We start from the raw sequence: 21,373 nt of genomic DNA, 5'->3' as shown, positions 1-21,373 counted from the left end.
GCCTTCCGGACGGCCGCCCCGGCAGCCCCCGCAGCCCCGGGGCCTCCGCCCGGCGGATCGCCGCGGCCGCCGCGCTGGTGGCGAACGCGGCCCCCGCGGCCCTCGCGTGCTACCTGGTGCTGACGCTGGTGGCCGGCGCCCTCCCCGTGGTCACCGCGTGGCTGACCAAGCTGATGCTCGACGGGCTGGGCTCGGGTGCCACCCTCGGCACGCTGGTGGGCCTGGGCGCGGGGCTCGCCGCGGCGGGGACGGTCATCGCGGTGGTGCCGCAGGTCAGCCAGTACTTGCGGCGCGAACTCGACCGCAGGGTAGGACTGCTCGCCGACGACCGGCTGTTCACGGCCGTGGAGGGCTTCGCCGGCCTGGGGCGCTTCGAGGACCCGCGCTTCCTGGACCGGCTGCGGCTCGCGCAGAGCTCCGGGGGCGGCATGCCCAACCAGGCCGTCGACGGAGCCGTCGGCATCGCCCGCGGCGCCGTGACCATCGGCGGGTTCCTCGGCTCGCTGTCGCTGCTCAGCCCGTGGATGACGGCCCTGGTGCTGGGCGCCTCCGTGCCCACGCTGGTGTCCGAGGTCGCGATGGCGCGGCGCAAGGCGCGCACGCTGTGGGAGGTCGGCCCGGTCGAGCGCCGGCAGATGTTCTACAGCGAGCTGCTGTCGAGCGTCGAAGCGGCCAAGGAGATACGGCTCTTCGGCATCGGCCCGTTCCTGCGGGGGCGGATGCTGGCCGACCGGCGTACGGCCGACGCCGCCAAGCGCGCGGTGGACCGGCGCGAGGCCGTCGTCCAGTCCGGGCTCGGGCTGCTCGCCGCGCTCGTCTCCGGCGGCGGGCTGCTGTGGGCGGTGGCCGCCGCGCACGCCGGCACCCTGTCGGCGGGCGACGTCGTCATGTTCGTGGCCGCGGTGGCGGGCGTCCAGGGCGCGCTGGCCTCCCTGGCGAGCGAAGTGGCCCGCTCGCACCAGGCGTTGCTGATGTTCGAGCACTACCTCGTGGTCGCGGGGGCCGGGCCGGACCTGCCGGTGCCCCGGCAGCCCGTCGCGCTGCCGCCGCCGGCCGGCGGCATCGAGCTGCGCGACGTGTGGTTCCGGTACTCCGACGAGCACCCGTGGGTGCTGCGCGGTGCCAGTCTGCACCTGCGCCACGGCCAGGTGGTGGCCCTCGTCGGGCTCAACGGCGCGGGCAAGTCCACGCTGGTCAAGCTCCTGTGCCGGTTCTACGATCCCGACCGCGGCGCGATCCTGTGGGACGGCGTGGACATCCGTACGGTCGACGTGGCGGAGCTGCGGCGGCGCATCGGCGCGGTGTTCCAGGACTACATGCACTACGACATGACGGCGGCGGAGAACATCGCCCTGGGCGACCTCGAGGCGCTCGGCGACCGCCCGCGGATCGAGGCGGCGGCGGAGCGCGCCGGCATCCACGCCAAGCTCGCGAGCCTGCCGTACGGGTACGACACGTTGCTGTCGCGGAGGTTCTTCATGGAGTCCGACAAGGACAACCCGGAGACGGGAGTGGTCCTCTCCGGCGGTCAGCGGCAGCGGCTCGCGCTCGCCCGCGCGTTCCTGCGGGACCGGCGCGACCTGATGATCCTGGACGAGCCGTCGGCGGGGCTCGACGCCGAGGCGGAGCACGAGATCCACACCGCGCTGCGGCGGCACCGCGGCGAGCGGACCAGTCTGCTGATCTCCCACCGCCTCGGCGCGGTGCGCGACGCCGACGTCATCGCCGTCCTGGAGGACGGCCGCGTGGTGGAACAGGGCCCGCACGCCCAGCTGATCGGCTCCGGCGGCCGCTACGCCCGCCTGTTCGCCCTCCAGGCCGCCGGCTACCGGGCCGCCGGCACCGGCGCCGGCGCCGCCGGGAGCGAGCCCGCGTTCACCGGGGAGCAGCGGTGACGCCCGGGACCGCGCTGCGGCGTCGGCTGCGCGGCGCGGCGGCCGTCGCGGCGGGCGCGGCACTAGGGTCGGCACTGGGCATGGCCGTGTGTCTGACGCGCGGCCTGGTCGTGGTCACCGTCCGGGGCACGAGCATGGCGCCGGCCTTCCGGGACGGCGACCGCGTCCTGGTCCGGCGCGGCCCGCGGCCGGCGGTGGGCCGGGTCGTGGTGGCCGAGCGCCCGGCGAGCGGCGGCGCCTGGCCCGGGCCGCCGGTGGGCCCCGGGCCGGGCACGGCCGGCGTCCACGGCCGCGACTGGCTGATCAAACGCGTGGCCGCGCTCCCCGGCGACCTCGTGCCGTTCGACTGCGTCCCCGCCCTGGCCACGGCTCCCGGGGAGCGCGTGCCGCCGGGCAAGGTGGTCCTCCTCGGTGACAACGGCAGGGTGAGCCTCGATTCGCGGGAGGTCGGCTACTTCCCGCTGGAGCGCGTCCTGGGGACGGTGCTGCGACGGCGGTGAGGGGCGACAACAGGAGGCCGGTCTGCCGGATTTCCCCGGGAGTTGACACTGTGCGCCGACCGCACGACAGTGCGGAAGAGCGACGGGGGATCCGGTATGGCCGAGAAGGACGACGGCGCACCGATGCGCTGGGACAGCGAGGCCCGCCGGGGCGCGGGCGGTTGGGTGCCGGTGTCCGGGGGATCCGCCGAGGCCGGGCCCGCGGTGGAGGGCGGCGGCCACGCGCCGCCGGCCGGCCGGGGGCCGTCCGGGCCGCGGAGGTTCGTCCTGCCGGCGGTGGTCGGCGCGGTGGCGTCGGCGGCGGTCGCCCTGGTCGTGGTCAAGGCCTTCTTCCCGGACTCCCCCGCCGGCTCCGAGCCGTCGCCCGGCGGCCCGTCGGCGTCGCTCGCGGCGCAGAGCGCGGGGCAGGGAACGGGGCAGGGAACGGGGCAGGGTACGGGGCAGAGCGCGACGCCGAGCCAGGCGCAGACCGCGGGACAGCCGCCCGCGTCGCCCCTGGGACCGCCCGTCGCGGGGCGGGTCCCCGCAGCGGCCCTGGACGCGCTGCTGACGAAGAGCACGGCCGACCGAGAGAAGGTCACCGACGCGGTGAACGCCGTCGAGGCGTGTGCCTCCGGTGCGGCCGTCGCAGCGGCCGGGTCGGTTCTGGACGCGGCGGCCGTCCGGCGTGACGGTCTGGTCGAGGAGCTGTCCCGCATCGCCGTGGACGAGATCGAGGGCGGCGGTGCCGCGGCGCGGGAGCTGCGGACCGCGTGGCGGCGCTCGGCGGAGGCCGACCGCGCGTTCGCCCGGTGGGCGCAGGACGCCGCGGGCTGCTCCTCCGGCAGCGTCCCGCACGGCGCCGCGTACGACCGCGGAGTGGCGAGCAGCGGGCTCGCGACGCAGGCCAAGCAGGAGTTCCTGCGGAGGTGGGCGCCGATCGCCGGCCGGTACGGGCTGCCGGTGCGCGACCACACCCGCATCTGACGACTCGGCAGCCTCTTGCCCCGGCTCCTGCGTCCGCCCTGTCCGCCCTTGCTGCCGCCCTTCCTCGTCCCCCTTCCTCGTCCCCCTTCGTCGCCCTCCCTCTCCGCCCTCCCTCTCCGCCCCGACGGAAGGTTCCCCACGATGAGCCAGCAGGATCCCCCGAACCCGCTCCGCCAGCTCATCGCGGCGCAGGCGGGCAGCCGGCCCGGTGATGCCACCGCCTACCTGCGCGGCGCGGCCCACCTCGACCGCGACTTCCGGGACGCGGTGATCGCGGAGCTCGCCGAGAATCCGTACCGCGTGCCTCCGCCCGCCTACGGGGTGGATCTCGTGGCCGTGCTCAAGGAGTGTTTCGCGGCGCGGCGCCGGGCCGTGCTCCGCGGGGTGCTGATGCTCACCGTGCCCCTGCTGCTGATTCCGGTCGACGCGGCGGGCGTGTTCCTGTGCGTCGGCGTGGTGCTGGTCGTCCACCTCTTCCGGCTCGCGGCCCGTGCCGCGGCGAGCACTGCCGAGCGCGGCACCGGCAAGGCGGGACAGCACCGGCCCGGGCCCGTGGCCCGCCTGCTGACCTGGCTGCTCGTGCTGGGGGCCCTCCTCTTCCTCGGCGGCCGGCTCCTGAGCGGACTCGGCCCGCTGCTGTCCGATGTCGTGCGGCCCCATCTTCCGGCCGCCCTGCTGGTCTTCGCGTTCTGGGCGGCGATCGCGGCCGTGGACACGTACCTCAGAACGTCCCTGCTGCACCTCCTCGCCACCGGCCGCGCCCCGGAACCCCCCGACGGGCACGGCTCCACCGCGGCCCGCGTCGCACAGCTGCGCCGTCAGCAGGCCGACCCCGACGTCATCTACAGCGACTACGCACCCTTCGTCGGGGCCGGGATCGAGGTGGACTCCTGGTCCTTCGCGATCGAGCTCGTAACCCGGACCGGCGCGGCCGTGCCCACGCTCCGCTTCCCGAAGGCGGTGACCGCTCCGGCCGGCCCCGGTCCCGTCACGGTGCCGGACGCCGCCGGCTTCACCGTCCCCGCGGTGCACGCGCGCATCCGCGCCGAACTGCTGCGGCTGGGCGAGGGCGGGGCGTACCCCGGGGACCGCCTGCACGGCATCCACGTGGACGACTACGTGATGAAGGGCGGTCTGCGCCTGGGCCCGGCCGCGGACTGGAGCGGCACGGGGCCGGGCACCGCCTTCGCCCGCATGGCGCCGTCCGCCCGGCGCTCGGCCGCCCGGCTGCTGCGGCTCGCGCCGGGCGTGCCGGCTCCCCCGACGTGGTGGCAGGACAGCCTGGACCTGGCCGCGGAGGAGCGGCTGCGGCACTATCTGACGACGAGGGTGGGCAGCTGGGAGGACGAGGTCGTCCTCACCGTCTTCAGCCGGGTGCAGTTGCAGGGCGGTCTGCTGTTCCTGGAGTCCCGGGCCTTCCTGCTGCCGCCGATCGCCCGCGCGTACCACGAGATCGACAAGGTGATGCCGCCGTCCGACGCCGCCGACTGGCTCTCGCTGGCGGGCCGCGCCCTGGCGGCCGCCTTCCGGCTGGCGGGGGACGCCCCGCGCGACGTCCTGGCCGTCCCGCGGACGGCCGTGCGCACCGCGCGGCACCGGGCCTGGTACGAGCGGATGTGCCGCACCGACCGCGTGGTCGACCACGGGCCCCGGTACTCGGTCCGGGAGCTGGCCGCCGAGCCCGAGTACCAGCAGTTGTTCCAGGAGATGGACGTCCAGCGGTTCCTCAAGAGCATCAAGACCCGCACGCTGACGGCGGTGCGCGGCAGCCTGCGGGACGCGGGATACCGCACGGACGAGTACGACGCGCGTGCCAACGTCGTCTTCGACCGCTCGGTGCACGTGCACGGAACGGTCACCGGGAACGTCCAGACGGGTGATGGCGCGCACGCGACGCACCAGACCGTCACCACGCCGCAGCCGCACGTCGGCCCGGGCTCCGGCAGCGCCTCTTCAGGGAGTTGACGCGATGACCTCCACGCAGCGGGACGGGAACCGGGACGAGCCCCGGGACCACGCGCGCGGCATCCACGTCCACGGCACCTTCACCGGCAACGCGCAGACCGGTGACCACGCCCGGGCGGAGTACGTCCACCACGCGGCGGCTTCCGGCGGCCGGGACGCGGAGTCCGCCGGAGTCCGGGAGCTGCGGCAGGCCGTGGAAGCCCTGCGCGCCCGGCTCGCGGCCGTCGCCGCCGGCTCCCCGGACTCCGCCGGCAGCACCCTGCCGGGGCCCGCCGTGCAGGCCGCGCAGTCCGCGCTGGACGAGGTGGACGACGCGCTGCCGACGGCCGGCGAGCCCGCACGGGGGCGGATCCAGCGGGCGGTGTACGCGGTGACCGGGGCCCTGGCCTCGGCGGCGTCGCTCGCGGAGGACGTCAGGGCGCTGCGGGAGGCGGCGGCGCCGTGGTTCTGAGGGCCCGGCCCGTCCCGGCCCTCAATGGCCGGTTCAGGGTTAGGCATACCCTTCGGGAATGGTCTTCCTGATGAGCGCACCCAGCTCGGTCAGGACGTCCTGCCCGGTCCCGTCACCGCCGTACTCCTCCGGCAGGTCCACCTCAACGAACGCGGCACGGTGCACGGCCGTGCAGCGGACGCTGCCGTCGGGCCGCTGCTGCGGATACCACTCGATGCCGCCGACCTCCCACGCGTGGGCGTAGCGGTCGAAGGTCTCTGAGCCGTCCTTCAAGGCCTCGGGGTGCGGTACGCCGCAGCGCAGCGCGACCGCCGGGCGGCCCCAGTCCGCGGTGAACTGCGAGACGGGGGCGGACGTCCTGCGCTCCAGCCCGGCCAGGGCGGCGGGCAGTTGCGCGTGCAGCGCGCGGCAGTGAGCGGCCTGCTTCCCCGTCGGCGTGGGCACGGAACGGGCCGCGGCCCCGCCCGTGGACGACGATCCGGCGGCGAGGAGCAGCGCCGCGACGACGGGCAGGCCGCGTAAGCGGCGGGTCCAAGGCTCCACCGAATGCTCCTCTGTGCCTATAAGTGCGTATGAATGAGGCCAAGTGGCACCCAAGTGGAACCAACCACACCATCAGTGACGTATTGACTCTCGACCGGGCCGTGCAAGGCCAGGCCGGACACAAGGAGAATACGATCTTGAAAAGCATAGGTGCACAGCCCTCCCGCCGCGCGGTTCTCACCCTCGGCGCCGGTACGGCGCTCGCCGCCGCCATGGCCACGGGCGGGACGGCCTACGCATCGACGCCCGCCGGGGACCGGATCTCCCGTCAGCTGCGCGCGCTGGAGCGCGAGCACTCCGCACGCCTCGGCGTGTACGCCCGCAACATGGCCACCGGCAGGACCGTCGTCCTCAACGACGACCAGAACTTCCCCATGTGCTCGACGTTCAAGACGATCGCCGTCGCGGCGGTCCTGCGGGACCTCGACCACGACGGCACGTTCCTCGCCAAGCGCATCCACTACACGGCCGAGTACGCCAAGGCGTCGGGCTACGACGAGATCACCGGCCGGAAGAAGAACGTCGCCAACGGCATGACCGTCGAGGAGCTCTGCGGCGCCGCCATCTCCTACAGCGACAACGCCGCGGCGAACCTCCTGCTCACCGAGCTGGGAGGCCCGACCGCCGTCACCCGATTCTGCCGCTCGATCGGCGACGGCAAGACCCGGCTCGACCGGTGGGAGCCCGACCTGAACTCGGCGGAGCCGGACCGCCTGACCGACATCACCACCCCCCGCGCCATCGCACGGACCTACGCGCAGCTCGTCCTCGGCAACGCGCTGGACCGGGGGGACCGCAAGCGCCTGACCGGGTGGCTGCTCGCCAACACCACGAGCAAGGAGAAGTTCCGCGCCGGCTTCAAGGGCTGGACGGTCGCGGACAAGACCGGCTCCGGGAGCTACGGCACCAGCAACGACGTGGGCGTCGTCTGGAACCCGAAGGGCGCCCCGGTCGTCGTCTCCGTCCTCACCACCAAGCACGACCCCAAGGCGGAAAGCGACGCGGAGCTCGTCCGCAAGACCGCCGGGATCCTGGCCTCCGCCCTCGCCTGACGGCCGGCAGGCTCCCGGCCCGGCCCTGGCCCCGCACCCGCACCCGCACCCGCCTCAGGGCTGCGGGACCACGGCCACCGGACAGGGAGCGTGGTGCAGGGCCGCGTGGGCGACGTGCCCGATCCGCTGGGGGACGTGCGGCCCGGAGGCGTGGCGCCCGACGACCAGCAGGGCGGCCCGCTCGCAGGAGGACAGCAGCACCTGCGCCGCGCTGCCCATTTCGAGGTGCTCGACGACCTCGACCTGCGGGCGGCGTTCCCGCCACGGCTGGAGGGCGTCGGACAGCCGCTTCCTCTCCAGCGGTTCGAGGCCGCCCGCCTCGTCGGCGAGCCGCATGGACGCCGGGCTCCAGGCGAACACCGGAGGGATGGACCAGGCCCGTACGGCGCGCAGGACCGCTCCCCGGGCGGCCGCGGCCGCGAAGGCGAACTCCAGGACGGCCCCGGCCTCCTCCGCCGCGCCGGGCACGCCCACCACCACCTCGCCCGGGCCGGTGGCGGGGCCGCCGGCCGGCTCCTGCCGGTCGCCGGCCGGATCGCCGTGACTGCGCACGAGCACGACCGGCCCCCTGGCCTGCCGCAGCACGTGCAGGGCGACGGATCCGATCAGATAGCCGATCAGCGCTCCGTGCCCGCGCGAGCCCAGGACGAGCATGTCGGCCTCGGTCGCCTCGGCCACCAGGGCCGGGACCGGGTCCGCGGGCAGGAGCCGGGCCGTCACCGGCACGGCGGGACACCGGGCGGCGACCCGGGCCCGGGCCTCGCGCAGCAGCGTCTCGGCCCAGCGCTGCTGCGCCTCGGTGCCCGCGTCGACGGGCAGGTCCAGCGGCTGCCACACCCAGGCGTGGATCAGGCGCAGCTCCATGCCCCGGCGCGCCGCCTCGGCGGCGGCCCAGTCCGCGGCCGCCTTGCCGTGCTCGCTTCCGTCCACGCCAACAGTGATCACGCCGGACACAGGGCCTCCATGGGGCGGGCGACGTTTTCTCGATGCGGCCACTCTCCGGCCGTCCCCGCCACTGTGGCAGGGACCGCAGGCCGCAGCCACACGGACGAGTGACTCCGCCCGGGCGGGAGCGGCCGTGCGGATCCGGTCACGTCAGCTGTGCGGCACGACGGCGACGGGGGCGGTCGCGTGGTGCAGCACGGCGTGCGTGACGGGCCCGAGACGCGCGCCGATCACCGAGCGGCGCGCGCGGCGCCCCACGACCACCAGGGAGGCCGTGGCCGAGGCCTCGGTGACGGTGCTCGCCGGGGCGGCCCACCACGCACTGCTCGTCGACCGGCACACTCGGGTACTTGCCGCACCAGGGCCGCAGCGCGTCCGTGAGCGCCACCGACTCGCGCGTGGCCAGGTCGGCGACGTGCTGCGGGTCGACCGCGGCCGGGTCGTAGCCGAACAGGGGCGGCAGGCTCCAGCCGTGCACGACCCGCAGGCGGGCGCCGTAGGCCGCGGCCGCCTCGAAGGCGTGGGAGAGCAATTCGTCGCACGGCCGGGCGAGGTCCACGCCGACGACCACGTCACCGTACGGCTCCGGCGCCCTCGCGACCCGTTCTCCCGCCCGTATGAGGACGACCGGCCGCTCGGCGCGGGCGAGGACCGCCATCGACACCGACCCCGTCAGGAAGCCGCTCAGCGTGCCCAGTCCCCGGGAGCCGAGCGCCAGCACCTCGGCCTCCTTCGCCGCGGCCACCAGCCGCTCGACGGGACGGCCTTCCCCCTGCACCGCGCGGATCTCCAGGCCGGGGTGTTCCTGGTTCACCAGTCCGGCCACTTCCGCGAGGAGGCAGTCCGCCCAGCGCCCGGGGTCGTACTCCGCGCCGCTGAGCGCCGCGAAGCCGTAGGGGTGCGTCCAGTCCTCCAGCACGTGCAGCAGCGTCAGCGGCAGCCCGCGCAGCCGGGCCTCGCGCGCGGCCCACTCGGCGGCGGCGATCGATTCGGGCGAGCCGTCCAGTCCGGCGATGACGGTACGGGGCATGGCGTGCACCTCCGGGTGCGTACGGGATCGGCCGGCGCCGGCGACGTGCTGTCCGCGGCGCGTACCCACCGTCGCTCCTCGGGCCCGTCGCGCGCGTGGGCCCAAGGGGCCCCGGCCTTCCGCCGAACGGCCCGCCGCCGCTCTCGCCGAACGGCCCCGCCACCGCCGGCGCGTCCTCCGCGTCAGATCGTCACGCAGATGCCGTCCTCGATGGTGCGGCCGTCCCGCTCCAGGCCGCCGCACACGAGCTTGGACTCCGCCTGCTCGTAGCCGACGGCCCACCGGTGGGACGCCGCGTTGACCTTCGGCGAGTGGAAGTTGCCCCAGTAGGACCGCAGCGTGCCGGGCAGGCCGTCCTTGGTGCGCACCGTGATGTCCTGCACGAAGCGGTTGTGGTGCGCCGTCAGGACACAGATGTATTTGCCGCACTGGCTGTGCACCGCCGCGTTCGCGGGCGACGCCGCGACGAACCCGAAGGCCAGGGCGGCGAACACGGTCGCAATCTTCCTCATCACTTCCCCTTGCCGAAGTAGCCGCACGCTCTCGTGCGGCTGATCGGCCTCAGTAGACCGGGCGCCCGGCGGACCGGTCCCGTTTCGGAGGAGACTTCGCCTGATCAGGTGGAGCTGCCCGGTTTCGTCAGCGAGCACGTGGCCTTGGCCGTCTTGCGCGGGTCGCTCTCCGAGCGCGCGGTGAGGGTGACGGTGCCCTTGCGGTCCGCGCCGGACTTGGCCGTGACGGCGACGTCGACGGGGACCGAGGCGCCGGCGGCCGCGGTGGCCAGGCGGTTGGGCAGCCAGGCGGACCAGCCGCGCCCGGAGGCGGTGGCGGACAGCCGGTAGACGTCGGAGGACAGCAGGGGATCGTCCTGCGGGGCGGCCCGGCCGGTGTTGGCAAGTCCGAAGGTGCACACGGCCCGTCCCTTGGCGGGGTCGCTCTTCACGGTGCCGCGGCCGAGTGCGAGCCCGCGGGCCTGCGGCCCGGCACCGTCCAGGGACTTGACGCCGATGTCGTAGGAGAGCACTCCGGCGGCGTCGCGCCGGACGTTGAGGACGTAGAAGTGCAGCCGGTTGGCCTCGTCCACGTACTCGTAGGAGCTGCCGGAGTCCGCACCGGCGTGGAAGAGCGCGTCGCTGAGCTGCCGGTAGTCCCCCATGGTGATCTTCTGCGGGACGCCGTCGGGGCGGATGAAGTCGAGCAGGCCGATGTCCTCGGGGTGCGCGTCGACGACCCAGGCGAACGGGGCCCGGTCGGCGTTCTTGGTCTTGCTGAGCAGGACGCCGCTGTCCGGGGTGAAGGAGTCCATGCCCATGCGGTCGACGACCTCGACGGTGTAGTTGTCGTAGCCGCCGCCGTCGCACAGGGGATCGGTGGTGCGGTCGCAGGCCGGGGACAGGTCGCGGCCCATGGTGACGTTGACGCCGGTGAGGCCCTTCTCGCCGGGCGGGGCCGAGCGCGCGGTGACGCGGGCGACGACGAGCCCGGAGCCCTTGAGGGCGTCGCGGTCGAGGCGCAGGACGTTCTTCTCGTCGACGATGCCGAGCTTCATCTTGTCCCGCAGGACGTGCTGGGCGCCCATGGAGCCGCCCGCGGTGGCGGGTATCTGCCAGCGGGTGTGCGGTCCGCCGGGGCCGTTGAACGAACCGCGCGAGAGCATGCCCCAGATGCCGGTGTACGAGCGGCTGAGCGGGGTGCCGTAGGGGTTGTTGTAGTTGTCGCCGATGCCCAGGATGTGGCTGAGTTCGTGCGCGAACGTGGCCATGCCGGAGCTCTCGGCCTGGGTGGAGGAGCCGTTGGCCGCGTTGGGCCAGATGCGGGCGGCGGCCTGCCAGGACGTCCACGGCACGTAGCGGGTCCTGGCGGAGTTGAGGCCGGAGGCGAGGGGCGACGGGGGTCCCCAGGCGGTCGGCACGTCCCGCTCCGAGCGGAACTTCATCTGCCCGAACTCCTGCCAGGCGGAGGACTCGTCCACGCCGGCGGTGAGGTAGAAGACGAAGTCGAACTCGCCGGCCCTGTCCGCTCCCACGTCGTCCACCCAGGCGCGTTTGCCGTCGGTGCGGATGTCCTTGCCGCAGGTGTCGCCCACCGGGCAGGCACCGGGGTTCATGCCGGGCTCGATGCCGTACTGGTAGGACTTCCACGGCATGCGGTACACGCCGAAGGAGGTCAGCCCGACGCCGACGCGGCCACCGGAGTCCTCCATCCAGTACTCGTTGATGGTGTGGCCGCGGTTGAGCGCGCCGGGCTTGTTGAGGAAGTCCTCGTAGAACTTCGCCACCTGGGAGCGGGGAATGCCGGAGGCGCTGGGCAGCGGGTTGCCGAAGCGGGCGGCGCCGGCCGGCTTGCTGACGGAGAACTCCTCGTCGGGGTAGTCCAGGAGGACCAGGGCCCCCTTGAACTTGCGCTGCGTGGGTTTGCGGTCCGGGTCGGCCCAGTTCGTGCCGGGCACCGAGCGGTACTCGGCCCAGGTCATGTCGTCGGGGTTGTGCCAGTGCTGCGGATCGATCGGCTGGACGAGGGGCTGCGGGCCCCGGGGGGTGGCGTCGGGCAGGGCCCGGGCGGGGCCCGCGGCGACGGCGGCCACGACACCGAGGAGGAGGGCGACGACGCTGAGTCGGCGCAGTCGACGGGCGCGTCTGCGGCGCAGGAACACGGCTCACCTCTTGAATTGGCAAGTTCATGACAAGCGCTTGTTCGAGCCTACCGGGGCCCACGGTAGAGCCGGGGAGAGCGGCGACGCCAGAGCGCCTCCGTGTTGCCCGTGAACGGAAGGCCGTGAGCGGTGCCCGCGCCTGCCGTGACAGGAGCGGACGCCGCCTCGCCGGACTCCGGCCGGGTGGAGCCATGCGCCCTTACGGCACCACGATCCGGTAGGCGCACAGGCCGAGCACGCCGAGCACGCAGGCGATCACCACCCAGGATCCCAGGCCCGTGTGGCGGCGGCTCCCGCCGCGGGACCGCCCCTTCGCGGCCCGGCGCCCCTTCACCGCGGCCGGGGCCGGGGGTGCGGGGGCGGCCGCGGTGTCGGCGAGGAGGCGGCGGCAGGCGGCGGCGAGCTCGCCCGTGCCCGCCGACAGCGCCACGACCGCCTCGGAGCGCGCCGGGGCGGTGGTGCCGCCCTCCAGAATGCGGCCCGCGCGGACGAGTATCTCGTCGGCGCCGGCCGCGGGGGCGAGGCTGATCCAGCGCTGGACGTGCTCGCCCCGGATGACCACCTCCCCCGACCGGTCGCGGTAGACGATGTACTCCCGCCACAGCAGGCCGGCCAGTTCTTCCGCGGTCTCTCTCAGTCTCGCCCTCATGGTGGCTTCCCCCCACGGCTCAGGGCCCACGGCCCATTCAATCGAACAAACGCCGCATTCTAGCTTCGGGGACTGACAGCGGCCGCCCACCCCGGCCGGGCCGCCCGCCCGGCCCCGTACGGCACCTGGCGGAGCGTCAGCGCTTGGGCCAGTGCCACAGCGGCTCGTCGAGCATGCTCTCGCGGCCCGCTACGTCCGTCTGCCCGAGGGCGTCCTTGACCAGGGCGATCTCGTTGACGTCCAGCCGGTGGCGCGCGGCGCCGGAGCGGAGGGCCCCGGCCAGCTCCGGGGCGTGGGTGACCACCACGATCTGGGTGTCCCTCGTCGCGGTCAGGATCAGATCGACCAGCGGGGGCAGCAAGTCCGGGTGGAGGCTGGACTCCGGCTCGTTGAGGACGAGCAGCGCGGGCGGGCGCGGGGTGAGCAGCGCCGCGGTCCACAGCAGGTAGCGCAAGGTGCCGTCGGAGAGCTCGGCCGCGCCGAGGGGGCGCAGCAGACCGCGCTGGTACAGCTTCAGCTCGAACCGGCCTCCCTCGCTGACGATCTCCACGCTGCTGCCGGGGAACGCCGCGTCCACGGCGGCGTCCAGGGCCGCGTGGTCGCCGGTCTCGCGGATGGTCTGCAGGGCGGCCGCAAGGTCGGCGCCGTCGTGGCCGAGCACCGGGGTGCGGGTGCCGGTCCGGGCGCTGCGGGCGGGGGCGTTCGCGTCGGTGCGCACGTGGTCGTAGAACCGCCAGGAGCGCATGTGCTCGCGCAGCCGCAGCAGGTCGGGGGCGAGCTGCGGGTCGGCGAGCTCGCTGAGCATGCTGTCGTAGGGGCGGAGGGCGTTGACCGCGTCGTGCCAGGTGCCGTTCGCCGTGCGGGTGCGCACGGCGGGCCCGGAGCGGTCGGAGAGCAGGGCGGCCGGGCGCAGCACGGGCCCGGCCCAGGTGCACTCCCGCTTGATCTCGGGGTCCAGGTTGAACATCGACGGCGCGCCGCCGCTCCCGGAGGCCGGTATCGGGTGCCCGAAGTCGACCGCGTAGCCGAATTCGTCGCCGGCGAAGCCGAGCCGCAGGGCGGCGGCCGGGGAACGGCCGCCGCCCTTGCGCTCCCCCGCCCACAGCGTGGAGGCCAGCCCGCCCTCGCGGGCCAGCGCCGCGACGGCACCTCCGCGCGCCGAGTCCGCGAGGAGGCGCAGGGCCCGGTAGAGGCTGGACTTGCCGGTGGCGTTCGCCCCGGTGATCACGTTGAGCCGGCCCAGGGGGACGATCAGCCGGCGCAGGGACCGGTAGTTCTCGACGGCGACAGTGGTGAGCATCGGACCTCGCGGCGCATATCGGTGGACCTTTCCCTCAGTCTGCCAAGGGGGACTGACATCGCCCGGGAACGCGGGAACCGCGCCCCTGCGCCCCCGCCGGCGGCAGGCCGAACCAGAGGTGGACCTGGCCGGTCCCGATCCCGTTCTCGTAGCGGCCGAAGCGGCGGCCGCGCGCCGCGCACGCCTCGCCTCCCAGCGCGCCCGCCAGCATCAGGTAGTGGCCGAAGCGCCCTTCGGGCGCATGCCGCAGGTACTCCGGCATGGTCCGGATCACCTGGTCGTGCCGGCCCGCCTCCAGCCACGCGATCCGCTGTTCGTCCGCCGCCCGGGCCTCGGCGGTGACGATGTTGGCAGGGTCCCCGGCCATGCGGTTGCGCAGTTCGGCCAGGGGCCAGAAGCGGTGGGAGAGGCCGCTCGAGGCGAGCAGCAGCACTTTGCGGTCGAGGCCGCCGACCGCCTCCCCCACGGTCGCGCCGATCCTGAGGAAGTCCTCGGTGGTCGCCGTCTGGCACACGGAGACCGACACCCAGGGCTTGCCGGCCGCTCCGCCCGCGCCCCGGCCGAGGTACGTCCAGAGGTTGAGCGTCGCGTAGTGGACCGGCAGGTGCGGGTCGTCGTTGGCGGCGATCCACACCTGCCTCTCCTCCGCCAGGGCGGCGACCGCACGGGCCAGCTCCGGGTCGCCGGGCAGGTCGTACGGGAGCCCGCTGATCGCGGCGGGCATCTCGTCCGAGGTGAACAGGCCCGTACGGCGCGGGTGGGCGGTGACGACCGCCTCGGTCGTCGTCGCCCAGTGGGAGTCGAAGACCACGACGGTGTCGTACTCCAGCGGGCCTTCCGCCGGGTCGAACACCTCGCGCCGGAGCTGTTCCAGGCCGGTGGCGAGGGTGAAGTCGCTGCCTCCGTTGGCCTCGGTCCGGGCGGACTCGGGGAACATGATGACGGGTGCGTGCGAGAGCAGGCCCGCGCCGGTGATGCAGCCCATGGGCGGTCTCCTTTACGGGACGAGGAGGAGCTTTCCGGAGGTGCGGCGGGAGGCCAGGTCGGTGTGCGCGCGGTGCGCCTCGGCGAGGGGGTACGTGCCCGCGACGGTGAACGTCAGCGTGCCGTCGGCGATGCCCCCGAACACCGCGCCCGCCCGCCGCTCGAACTCCTCGGCGGTGGCCCGGAAGTGCTCCAGGTAGGGCCGGGTCAGGGTCAGCGAGCCGCCCCACAGCAGCCGCATCACGTCCACGGGCGGCACGGCGCCGCTCGCGCCCCCGAAGAGGACCAGCGTGCCGCGGGTGCGCAGCGAGGCGAGGCTCGCGTCGAAGGTGGCGGCGCCGACGCCGTCGTAGACCGCGTGGACGCCTTCGCCGCCCGTGAGCGCGCGGACTTCGGCGGCCAGGTCGCCGGTCTCGGTGGAGCGGATGACTTCGTCGGAGCCGTTGGCGCGGGCGATGCGCTCCTTCTCCTCGGTGGAGACCGTGCCGATGACGCGGACGCCGCGCTGCTTGAGCATCTGGGTGAGCAGCAGGCCGACACCGCCGGCGGCGGCGTGGACGAGCACCGTCTCGCCCTCGCGGGCGGGGTAGGAGTCGTGGGCGAGGAAGTGGGCGGTCATGCCGTGGACGAGGACGCCGCCGGCCGTCGGAAGGTCGATGGCGTCGGGTACGACGATGGCCTTGTCCTCGGGCACGAGGACGCGTTCGGCGTAGCTGCCGAGCACGGTGGTCCAGGCGACGCGGTCGCCGGGCGCGAAGCGGGTGACGCCGGGGCCGGCGGCCAGGACGACCCCGGAGCCCTCCTCGCCGGGCACGCAGGGCACGGGCAGCGGGTAGCGGCCCTCGCGCCGGTAGAGGTCGATGAAGTTCACGCCGGCGGCGGCCAGTTCGACGAGGATGTGGCCCTCGCCGGGCTGCCCGGGGTCGGGCTTCTCCACGTAGAGCTGGACTTCGGGACCGCCGGTCTGCCGGATCTCGATGGCGTGCATCAGTGCGTTCCCTTCACATCGGTCAGCGTGACGTCGTACGTGCGCAGCCAGTCGTCCATCCGGACGGTGGACTCCACGAGGATCCGTTCGAACTCGGAGAGGCTGCCGCCGGCGGTCCTGGCGGTCACCCGCCGTACCGCGTCGCCGTCGAGGAAGGGGCCGAGCGGCGCGTCCGCCTCGCCCGCCGCGGCAGCGAGTCCGGTGATGAGGGCGCGGTCGTAGGCGGGGTCCTGGATCGAGGGGTAGGCGGCCTTCTTGCGGCGGAGCACCGGCTCCGGCAGCAGGTCGGCGGCGGCCGCGCGCAGCAGGGCCTTCTCCTCGCCGCCGAAGGACTTCATCTCCCAGGGGACGTTGAAGACGTACTCGACCAGGCGGTGGTCGCAGAACGGCACCCGGCCCTCCAGGCCGGCGGCCATGCCCATGCGGTCCTTCTTGTCGAGCAGGATGGGCAGCCAGCGGGTGAGGGTGAGGTGGCCGAGCTCGCGGGTGCGTCGCTCCTCGGCACTCTCCCCTTCCAGGACGGGGACTTCGGCCAGCGCCGTGCGGTAGAGATCGGCCTCGTACTCGGCGAGGTCGATGCCGTCCACGAACCACGGGTGGAACAGCGAGCGGGGGTCGAGGCCGCGGTGGGCGCCCAGCCTGAGCCAGGGGAAGGTCTCGGCCTTCCGCGCTTGCGGGTCGGAGAACCACAGGTAGCCGCCGAAGACCTCGTCGGCGCCCTCCCCGGACAGCGCCACGGTCGCGTGCTCGCGGACGGCGGTGAAGAGCAGGTGGAGGGAGACGTCCAGGTCCGCGAAGTTGAACGGCAGGTCCCAGGCGCCGAGGACGGTCTTGCGGACGGCCGGGTCGAGGAGCCGCGCCCGGTCCAGGGTGATCATGTGGTGGTCGCTGCCGACGTGCCGGGCGACTTCGAGGGCGTACGGCCCGTCGGGGGTGGGACGGATGGCGTCGGCCCGGAAGTTCTCGGTGTGGCCGGTGAAGTCCACGGAGAAGGTGGCGAGGCGTTCGCCGTCGGCGGCGCGGGCCCGGGCGGCCAGCGCGGTGACCGTGCTGGAGTCCAGCCCTCCCGACAGCAGCGAGACCAGCGGCACGTCCGCGACCATCTGCCGGGGGACGATGTCGTCGAGCAGCTCGCGGACGGTGGCCACGGTGGTGGGCAGGTCGTCGGCGTGCGGCCGGGCCTCCAGGGCCCAGTAGCGCTCCTCGGTGGCGCCGGAGCGGCCGACGCGCAGCAGGTGGCCCGGTTTGACCTCGTGCATCCCCCGGAAGGGCACCCGGCCGGGGGTGCGCAGGAACAGCAGCGCGTCGCACAGCTCCTCGGGGCCGGCGGCGGCCTCCGCGAGGGGGTTGGCGAGGACGGCCTTGGGCTCGGAGCCGAAGAGGACGCCGCCGTCGGTCGGGTAGTAGAAGAGCGGCTTGACACCGAGCCGGTCGCGGACAAGCAGCAGCTCCTCGCGGGCGGTGTCCCAGACGGCGATCGCGTACATGCCGTTGAGGCGGTGGACGAAGTCCGCGCCCCACTGGAGGTAGGCGCGCAGGGCCACCTCGGTGTCGCTGCGGGTGGTGAACCGGTGCCCGAGGAGGGCGAGTTCCTCGCGCAGCTCGCGGAAGTTGTAGATCTCGCCGCCGTAGGAGAGGACGGCGCGGGGCCGGTCGCCGGGGCCCCGCTCGGGGGTGCGCATGGGCTGCGCGCCGTGTTCGAGGTCGATGACGGACAGCCGGCGGTGGCCCAGCGCGGCGTGGGTGTCCAGCCAGACGCCTGCGGCGTCGGGCCCCCGGGCGGCCAGGGTGGCGGTCATGGCCGTGACGGCCCGGTGCTCGTAGGTGAGGTCGCGGGTGAAGTCGACCCACCCGGTGATGCCGCACATGTCACACACCGTCGCTTTCGGTCCAGGGGCCGCGGCGCCAGCCGCCGAGGTCGTAGTCGTCGAGGCAGTCCTGGACGAGGGCTTCGTAGCGGGCGAGGCTGCCGCGCTGGGTCGCCCAGCGCAGCGCGTCGAGGCGGACCTGCTCGCCGTTGCCGGAATAGTTGCGCTCGTACAGCTCGTGGCGGCCGCCGAACTCGGTGCCGATCGCGTCCCAGACCAGCTTGAGGAGCTTGATCCGGTCTTCGGCGGTGGTGTCGGAGCCCCGGTAGAAGCGGTCGATCAGCGGCCTCAGTTCGGGGTTGGCGAGGTCGCGGGCGCTGGAGGGCACGGCGAGGGGCGCGCCGCCGAGGGTGGTCTCGAAGAGCTCGTGGACCCGGTCCCAGACCTGGGCGTTGTACATGCGCATCGCGGAGGCGTGCTCCAGCCGGGGGACGACCGTGCCGCCGCTGCCCGGCTCCGGGTCGTACGCCATGGCCGAGGTGAGCGCCCACACCATGTCGCGCATGGTGATGATCTCGCCGACGGCCGCCTGGACGCCCCGGAAGGCGTCGGTGCCGTTGGCCCGGGTGCCGCGGGAGAGCAGCCCGGCCATCAGCTCCAGCTTGACGCTCAGGCGGACGCCGGACTGGAAGTTGTAGAGGTTGGGGAAGCCGGAGGCGGCGTAGAAGCCGGTGGCGCGCTCGATGTCGCGGTGGACGAGGACGTCCTCCCAGGGGATCAGCGCCTCGTCCAGCAGGAGCACGGCGTCGTTCTCGTCGAAGCGGCTGCTGAGCGGAGCGTCGAACGGGCTCGTTCCGGCCTTCGCGTACGGGGTGCGGCTGACGAGCTTCACCCCGGGGTTGTCCATGCGGACGAAGAAGACCAGGGCGAAGGCCTCCGCCTTGCCGGGTGCGAGGGCCGCCGATCCGACGGGCGCGACGAAGCCCGCGTTGGTGATCGCCGATCCCGTCGCGAGCATCTTCGCCCCGCTGACCACGACCCCGGCGTCCGTCTCGCGCACCGCGTGCACGTAGACGTCCTCCATGTCGTGGATCGCCCGCTTGCGGTCCACGGGCGGGTTGATGATGACGTGGTTGAGGTAGAGCGCCTTGCGGGCGAACTCCTCGTACCAGGCGGTGGCGTTGGCGGCATACGGGCCGTAGTAGTCGGCGTTGACTCCCAGGCCGGCCATGAAGGAGGCCTTGTACTCAGGGGTGCGCCCGAGGAAGCCGTAGCTCGTCCTCGCCCACGTGGCGACGGCTTCCCGGGCCTCCACCAGCTCGGCCGCCGAGCGGCTGGGCTTGAAGAACTTGTGGGTGCGGATGCCGGTGGCCTCGTCGACGCCGGTGAGGACGCCGGAGGTGGCCGGGTCGTGCAGGGCGTCGTAGAGGCGGGCCACCGACAGGGCGGAGTTGCGGAAGGCGGGGTGGCGGGTGACGTCCTTGACGCGCTCCCCGTCCAGGTAGACCTGGCGGCCGTCGCGCAGGCTCTCCAGGTACTCGTCGCCCGTCATGAGGGCGTTGGGGACGGTCATCGGACCAGCCCCGGGTTGTCGAGCGCCGGGGTGCCGAGCACCTGGACGCGGCGCAGGTGCCGGGGTGCACCGCTGGTGAAGGCGTTCCGGCCGTGCAGCAGCGTGTAGTTGTCGGCGAAGACCATGTCGCCCGTCCGCCAGCTGTGGGCGTAGAAGTGCGCCGGGTCGTACAGCGCGGCGCGCAGGCTGCGGTGCGCCTCGGCGATCCCGTCGTCGGGCAGGCCCGTGAACTGCAGGTCGGGGTGGTTGACGAAGCCGTCGTCGTCCGCGGCGGTGGGCTCGTTGTAGCGGATGACCGGGGCGCCGTGGACGGGGTGGGTCGTCACGACCGGCGAGACGGTGACGCTGTCGTAGAACTCCATCGCCCGGTGGTACGTGCCGGTCACCCGCGACCACCGGGCGACGGTCTGCGGGTCGGTGCGCTCCAGCACGGCGGTGGTGTGCGAGAAGGTCGTCTCGCCGCCGTTCTCCGCCCCGGGGGCGAGCACGCACTGGAAGACCTGGAACTCCGGGATCTGCTCGCGGTACATGCCGTCCCAGTGCATCGGCATGTAGCTGGAGTCGAAGATGTGGTCCACGGGCTGCTCCTGCTCGACGAGTTCGAGCACGGTGCCGAAGGGCCACACGCTGGGCTCGCCCCAGCGCTCGCAGTAGGCGGAGAGCTCCTCCGGGCCGGCGAAGGAGTCGAAGTCGCGCAGCAGCACGAGGTGGTGCTCGCGGACGAGGGAGCGCAGCGGTGCGACGGGCAGGTCCCGGACGTGCAGGCCGGGCTCCAGCGCCCGGATCGCCAGGCCGAAGGGTTCGATCGGTGCGACGCCGTAGCGGAGGTCGGTGAGGACGGCCTCGGCCGCGGCTGCGTCGGTCGCGTCGGCTGCGTCGGCTGCGTCGTGCTCAGCGGTCGTCATGGGGGCTCTCCTGTGGGGGTGAGAGGTGAATGAGGGGGGATGCGCCCGGTGGGCCGGGTGGTGGTTACGGGCGGGCCCGGCGGTGACGCGCGGGCGCGGCTGTTGGACGCGGGGGCGGCTGTTAGGCGCGGTGGCGGCTGCTACGCGCAGACGCGGACGGCGGGCTCGACGGCCGGTTCCAGCACGTAGTGGCTGGGGCGTCCCGCCGCGAAGACCAGTTCGGCGCCGGCCTCCTCCGCCTCCGCGCGCTTCATGAGGGTGAAGCGCCCGCCGGAGGCGACGGCGACGCTGTGCCAGGGCGTCAGCCAGGTGTCGGGGGTGTCGGCGAGCAGGATGCCGATCTTCCCAGTGCTGCAGGGCTGCGGGTGGATGGACAGCCGGATCGCCGTGGGGTAGAGCCGGTCCAGCAGGTTTCCCCACGCCCTGCTGCGCTGGATGACGCGGTACGCGAGGTCGCGGCACTTCCGCTGCAGGGCGGAGCGGGTTCCGGTGTGGCCGGGACCGGACAGGTCCTCCAGCATGAAGCGGGTGATGCCCCGGTACATGGAGAGCGGGGCGCCCCCGGCGCGCACCTCCTCGCGCAGTTCCTCCAGCGTCGGGGCGTGGCCGGCGGAGAGCATGGCGCGCATGTCCTCGTGCCCGGCGCCGCCGTAGACGTCGTCGAGGCTGAACTGTTCGAGGCGGGTGGCGCCGATCCTCGTGATCATGGCGTCGAGCGCGCGGGCGTAGGCGGTGACGTCCTCGTCGCTCACGCCGAGCAGGTCGTTGAAGACCCGTCCGTCGGAGCAGATGAGGATGGCGGCTCCCGGCGGGTAGAGCGCGCCGATGCGCTCGCACAGCGAGTTCAGGAAGCGCAGGGCGAGTTCCTCGGCCAGGTCCGGCAGCGGGCCGAGCACCTTGGCCGGGTTCGGGGACTTCGTCGGGAAGGCCGGGAGGACGAATTCGATGCGCCGGCCCGCCTCCATGGCGCTGCGCACCGCGTCCAGGTGATGCCTGACGCAGCGCGGGCAGATCCGTCCGGTGCATCCGCCCTCACGCATTCTGCGCTGGTGGGACAGGATCTCCCGGACGACTGCGATGACGGCCGGTTCGATATCGGGTGCGGCGAGTTCGGACACCGCGCCTCCCTTCGTGGACTGCGCACCACCGTGGTGGGCGAGCGCATG

General features: G+C 73.9%; 19 protein-coding genes and 1 pseudogene. 6 read left to right on the top strand and 14 right to left on the bottom strand.

Annotated elements, in window-relative coordinates; genetic code table 11:
• The 5 genes from ACSNOG_RS17245 to ACSNOG_RS17225 all read left to right on the top strand — a co-directional run.
• Positions 1-1,895 (top strand): ABC transporter ATP-binding protein (locus ACSNOG_RS17245; protein ID WP_436753523.1); only part of this gene is annotated, 1,895 nt, incomplete at its 5' end.
• Positions 1,892-2,395, top strand: coding sequence for a S26 family signal peptidase (locus ACSNOG_RS17240; protein ID WP_436753522.1), 504 nt, complete (start codon positions 1,892-1,894; stop codon positions 2,393-2,395). The genes ACSNOG_RS17245 and ACSNOG_RS17240, both read left to right, overlap by 4 nt.
• 96 nt (positions 2,396-2,491) lie before the next feature.
• Positions 2,492-3,361 carry a hypothetical protein gene (locus ACSNOG_RS17235; RefSeq protein WP_436753521.1) on the top strand — a complete coding sequence of 290 codons (870 nt, stop codon included), beginning with the start codon at positions 2,492-2,494 and terminating at the stop codon, positions 3,359-3,361.
• 141 nt (positions 3,362-3,502) lie between these two features.
• A complete protein-coding gene (locus ACSNOG_RS17230) occupies positions 3,503-5,326 on the top strand; it encodes a hypothetical protein (protein WP_436753520.1) in 1,824 nt (607 codons plus the stop codon).
• A gap of 4 nt (positions 5,327-5,330) precedes the next feature.
• Positions 5,331-5,777 carry a DUF5955 family protein gene (locus tag ACSNOG_RS17225; protein ID WP_436753519.1) on the top strand — a complete coding sequence of 149 codons (447 nt, stop codon included), beginning with the start codon at positions 5,331-5,333 and terminating at the stop codon, positions 5,775-5,777.
• A 39-nt stretch (positions 5,778-5,816) separates the two neighbouring features.
• Here the strand turns inward: ACSNOG_RS17225 and ACSNOG_RS17220 are convergent, their stop codons facing one another.
• A complete protein-coding gene (locus ACSNOG_RS17220) occupies positions 5,817-6,320 on the bottom strand; it encodes a DUF3515 domain-containing protein (RefSeq protein WP_436753518.1) in 504 nt (167 codons plus the stop codon).
• A 137-nt stretch (positions 6,321-6,457) separates the two neighbouring features.
• Here ACSNOG_RS17220 and bla point away from each other — a divergent pair, with 137 nt between their 5' ends.
• Entirely contained in the window at positions 6,458-7,372 is a 915-nt protein-coding gene (gene bla, locus ACSNOG_RS17215) for a class A beta-lactamase (RefSeq protein ID WP_436753517.1), read from the top strand.
• 54 nt (positions 7,373-7,426) lie between these two features.
• Here the strand turns inward: bla and ACSNOG_RS17210 are convergent, their stop codons facing one another.
• The 13 genes and pseudogenes from ACSNOG_RS17210 to ACSNOG_RS17150 all read right to left on the bottom strand — a co-directional run bounded on the left by ACSNOG_RS17210 (position 7,427) and on the right by ACSNOG_RS17150 (position 21,325).
• On the bottom strand, positions 7,427-8,302 hold the full coding sequence (locus ACSNOG_RS17210) for a universal stress protein (protein ID WP_436753516.1): 876 nt from the start codon (positions 8,300-8,302) through the stop codon (positions 7,427-7,429).
• 165 nt (positions 8,303-8,467) lie between these two features.
• Entirely contained in the window at positions 8,468-8,575 is a 108-nt protein-coding gene (locus ACSNOG_RS17205) for a universal stress protein (protein WP_436753525.1), read from the bottom strand.
• Positions 8,576-8,759: 184 nt separating this feature from the next.
• Positions 8,760-9,347, bottom strand: a pseudogene (locus ACSNOG_RS17200) (universal stress protein); the annotation flags it as partial.
• Between the two features lie 182 nt (positions 9,348-9,529).
• On the bottom strand, positions 9,530-9,859 hold the full coding sequence (locus ACSNOG_RS17195; protein WP_436753515.1) for a hypothetical protein: 330 nt from the start codon (positions 9,857-9,859) through the stop codon (positions 9,530-9,532).
• Positions 9,860-9,963: 104 nt separating this feature from the next.
• Positions 9,964-12,000: a M6 family metalloprotease domain-containing protein gene (locus ACSNOG_RS17190; protein ID WP_436753514.1), complete on the bottom strand. Its 2,037-nt coding sequence runs from the start codon at positions 11,998-12,000 to the stop codon at positions 9,964-9,966.
• A gap of 199 nt (positions 12,001-12,199) precedes the next feature.
• Positions 12,200-12,649, bottom strand: a complete 450-nt coding sequence (locus ACSNOG_RS17185; protein ID WP_436753513.1) for a hypothetical protein — start codon at positions 12,647-12,649, stop codon at positions 12,200-12,202.
• Between the two features lie 136 nt (positions 12,650-12,785).
• Positions 12,786-13,949, bottom strand: a complete 1,164-nt coding sequence (locus tag ACSNOG_RS17180; RefSeq protein ID WP_436753512.1) for an AAA family ATPase — start codon at positions 13,947-13,949, stop codon at positions 12,786-12,788.
• A gap of 34 nt (positions 13,950-13,983) precedes the next feature.
• Complete coding sequence (locus ACSNOG_RS17175; protein WP_436753511.1) at positions 13,984-14,934, bottom strand: catechol 1,2-dioxygenase; 951 nt, start codon at positions 14,932-14,934, stop codon at positions 13,984-13,986.
• Positions 14,935-14,946: 12 nt separating this feature from the next.
• Complete coding sequence (locus ACSNOG_RS17170; RefSeq protein WP_436753510.1) at positions 14,947-15,921, bottom strand: quinone oxidoreductase family protein; 975 nt, start codon at positions 15,919-15,921, stop codon at positions 14,947-14,949.
• Entirely contained in the window at positions 15,921-17,789 is a 1,869-nt protein-coding gene (gene asnB, locus ACSNOG_RS17165) for an asparagine synthase (glutamine-hydrolyzing) (RefSeq protein ID WP_436753509.1), read from the bottom strand. The genes ACSNOG_RS17170 and asnB overlap by 1 nt, the downstream gene beginning before the upstream one ends.
• A 1-nt stretch (position 17,790) precedes the next feature.
• Entirely contained in the window at positions 17,791-19,302 is a 1,512-nt protein-coding gene (locus ACSNOG_RS17160; RefSeq protein ID WP_436753508.1) for a 4-hydroxyphenylacetate 3-hydroxylase family protein, read from the bottom strand.
• On the bottom strand, positions 19,299-20,207 hold the full coding sequence (locus ACSNOG_RS17155) for a TauD/TfdA dioxygenase family protein (protein WP_436753507.1): 909 nt from the start codon (positions 20,205-20,207) through the stop codon (positions 19,299-19,301). The genes ACSNOG_RS17160 and ACSNOG_RS17155 overlap by 4 nt, the downstream gene beginning before the upstream one ends.
• A 140-nt stretch (positions 20,208-20,347) precedes the next feature.
• On the bottom strand, positions 20,348-21,325 hold the full coding sequence (locus tag ACSNOG_RS17150; RefSeq protein WP_436753506.1) for an L-tyrosine/L-tryptophan isonitrile synthase family protein: 978 nt from the start codon (positions 21,323-21,325) through the stop codon (positions 20,348-20,350).
• Positions 21,326-21,373 lie beyond the last annotated feature (48 nt).

It is taken from the genome of Streptomyces sp. URMC 124 (genome assembly GCF_051386455.1).
Lineage (GTDB): Bacteria > Actinomycetota > Actinomycetes > Streptomycetales > Streptomycetaceae > Streptomyces.
The sequence above is the reverse complement of the archived record's forward strand: the minus strand, read 5'-3'. Positions and strand labels throughout refer to the sequence as shown.

Excerpts from the sequence above, each read along its gene's own strand:
- ACSNOG_RS17225 (WP_436753519.1), top strand. The coding sequence starts at position 5,331 with ATGACCTCCACGCAGCGGGACGGGAACCGGGACGAGCCCCGGGACCAC.
- ACSNOG_RS17170 (WP_436753510.1), bottom strand. The coding sequence starts at position 15,921 with ATGCACGCCATCGAGATCCGGCAGACCGGCGGTCCCGAAGTCCAGCTC.
- ACSNOG_RS17235 (WP_436753521.1), top strand. The coding sequence starts at position 2,492 with ATGGCCGAGAAGGACGACGGCGCACCGATGCGCTGGGACAGCGAGGCC.
- ACSNOG_RS17180 (WP_436753512.1), bottom strand. The coding sequence starts at position 13,949 with ATGCTCACCACTGTCGCCGTCGAGAACTACCGGTCCCTGCGCCGGCTG.
- ACSNOG_RS17175 (WP_436753511.1), bottom strand. The coding sequence starts at position 14,934 with ATGGGCTGCATCACCGGCGCGGGCCTGCTCTCGCACGCACCCGTCATC.
- ACSNOG_RS17185 (WP_436753513.1), bottom strand. The coding sequence starts at position 12,649 with ATGAGGGCGAGACTGAGAGAGACCGCGGAAGAACTGGCCGGCCTGCTG.
- asnB (WP_436753509.1), bottom strand. The coding sequence starts at position 17,789 with ATGTGCGGCATCACCGGGTGGGTCGACTTCACCCGCGACCTCACCTAC.
- ACSNOG_RS17230 (WP_436753520.1), top strand. The coding sequence starts at position 3,503 with ATGAGCCAGCAGGATCCCCCGAACCCGCTCCGCCAGCTCATCGCGGCG.
- ACSNOG_RS17195 (WP_436753515.1), bottom strand. The coding sequence starts at position 9,859 with ATGAGGAAGATTGCGACCGTGTTCGCCGCCCTGGCCTTCGGGTTCGTC.
- ACSNOG_RS17160 (WP_436753508.1), bottom strand. The coding sequence starts at position 19,302 with ATGACCGTCCCCAACGCCCTCATGACGGGCGACGAGTACCTGGAGAGC.
- ACSNOG_RS17155 (WP_436753507.1), bottom strand. The coding sequence starts at position 20,207 with ATGACGACCGCTGAGCACGACGCAGCCGACGCAGCCGACGCGACCGAC.